Raw genomic sequence first — 1,828 nt, forward strand, 5'->3', positions numbered from 1 at the left:
CGGCGGGCGGCCAGCAGTTCGGCCTCCAGGGGGTCGGGTCCCGCCGGCTTGGACGGGCCGCAGCCGGTGGCGGCGGCGCCGATCAGGGCGAGCGCCAGCACGCCGCGGCCGCCGTCGACGAGGACGCGTCGGCGGCTCAGACGGGGCCGGGCCATCGCCCGGGGGGAACCTGGTTCGGGGTCGAGCACGCCAACATCCTGCCATTGCGGCCGGAGTCGCTGGCGTATCGTTGGAGGCCGGCATTGACAACTTCGTTGATGTCCAGCATTGACAAGCATTGACAACTCAAGATGAGGAGCTCGCCGTGACGCAACGGACCCCGGGTTCTTCGTCGGGCCTGCCCTCGCCGGAGCGGGTGACCGAGCTGCTCGCTGACGAGTTCGCGCGCGCCGGTTATGAGATCGACGGCGTCCAGGTCGACGAACGCTCTCAGCCGCCGCGGATCCGGGTCGTCGCCGACGGCGACGACCCCCTGGATCTGGATGCGATCGCGGAGTTGTCCCGGGCGGCCTCGGCGGCGCTCGACACCGTCGACAGCCCGCCGTACCTGCTCGAGGTGAGTTCCCCCGGGGTGGACCGGCCGCTGACCGAGGAGAAGCACTTCCGCCGGGCCCGGGGCCGCCGCGTCGAGCTGTCGCTGCGCGACGGCACCGCTGTGACCGGCCGGCTCGGCGTCACCGCGGACGGTCTCGCCGCGCTCGTGGTGCGTTCCGGCAGCGGCTGGGACGTCCGCCGGCTGCCGCTGGACGGCATTGCCAAAGCCGTTGTGCAGGTTGAGTTCTCGCCGCCCAGCGCGAAGGAACTCGAGCTCGTCGGCAAGACGTTCGTCGGCACGGAACAGGCGGAGGCCGGGGCATGAACATCGACATGGGCGCACTGCACGCGATCGAGGTCGACCGGGGGATTCCGGTCGAGGAACTGCTGGACACCATCAAGTCGGCTCTGCTGACCGCCTACCGCCACACCGACGGCCATCAGCCCGACGCCCGCATCGAGATCGACCGCAAGAGCGGTGTGGTCCGGGTGATGGCCCGGGAGACCGACGAGGACGGCAACGTCATCAGCGAATGGGACGACACCCCCGAAGGTTTCGGCCGGGTGGCGGCCACCACCGCCCGTCAGGTGATGCTGCAGCGGTTCCGCGACGCCGAGAACGAACGGATCTACGGGGAGTTCTCGGCCCGCGAGGGCGACATCGTCGCAGGGGTGGTGCAGCGCGACGCGCGGGAGAACGCCCGCGGCAACGTCATCGTCCGCCTCGGGAGCGAGACCAAGGGGTCGGAGGGCACCATCCGGACCGCCGAGCAGGTCCCGGGGGAGTCCTACCAGCACGGCGACCGGCTGCGCTGCTACGTCGTGGGGGTCACCCGCGGCACCCGGGAGCCCCGGATCGAACTCTCGCGCACCCACCCCAATCTGGTTCGCAAGCTGTTCTCGCTGGAGGTTCCCGAGATCGCCGAGGGTTCGGTCGAGATCGTCGCGGTGGCCCGGGAAGCCGGGCACCGCTCCAAGATCGCGGTGCGCTCCAAGGTCGCGGGCCTCAACGCCAAGGGGGCCTGCATCGGTCCGATGGGTCAGCGGGTCCGCAACGTGATGAGCGAACTGTCCGGCGAGAAGATCGACATCATCGACTACGACGAGGACCCGGCCCGGTTCGTCGCCAACGCCCTGTCACCGTCGAAGGTGGTCTCGGTGCAGGTGATCGACGCCGCCACCCGTGCCGCCCGGGTGGTCGTGCCCGATTTCCAGCTGTCCCTGGCGATCGGCAAGGAGGGCCAGAACGCGCGGTTGGCCGCCCGGTTGACCGGCTGGCGGATCGACATCCGCA

The 1,828-nt window shown here is 70.5% G+C and carries 2 protein-coding genes and 1 pseudogene; 2 read left to right on the forward strand and 1 reads right to left on the reverse strand.

What is annotated here, in order from left to right:
* Positions 1–188 (reverse strand): annotated as a pseudogene (locus ADBZ5U_RS16125) (hypothetical protein); the annotation flags it as partial.
* Positions 189–304: 116 nt separating this feature from the next.
* On the opposite strand from ADBZ5U_RS16125, the gene rimP reads away from it, so the two are divergent.
* Positions 305–859 (forward strand): ribosome maturation factor RimP, encoded by a 555-nt coding sequence (gene rimP / locus ADBZ5U_RS16130; RefSeq protein ID WP_526811885.1) that lies wholly within the window; start codon positions 305–307, stop codon positions 857–859.
* Positions 856–1,828, forward strand: a 973-nt coding sequence (nusA, locus tag ADBZ5U_RS16135; RefSeq protein ID WP_526811887.1) for a transcription termination factor NusA, incomplete at its 3' end; no start/stop codon positions are given. The genes rimP and nusA, both read left to right, overlap by 4 nt.

The sequence above is a fragment of the Mycobacterium sp. genome (genome assembly GCF_040398885.1).
In the GTDB taxonomy this organism is placed as follows: domain Bacteria; phylum Actinomycetota; class Actinomycetes; order Mycobacteriales; family Mycobacteriaceae; genus Mycobacterium.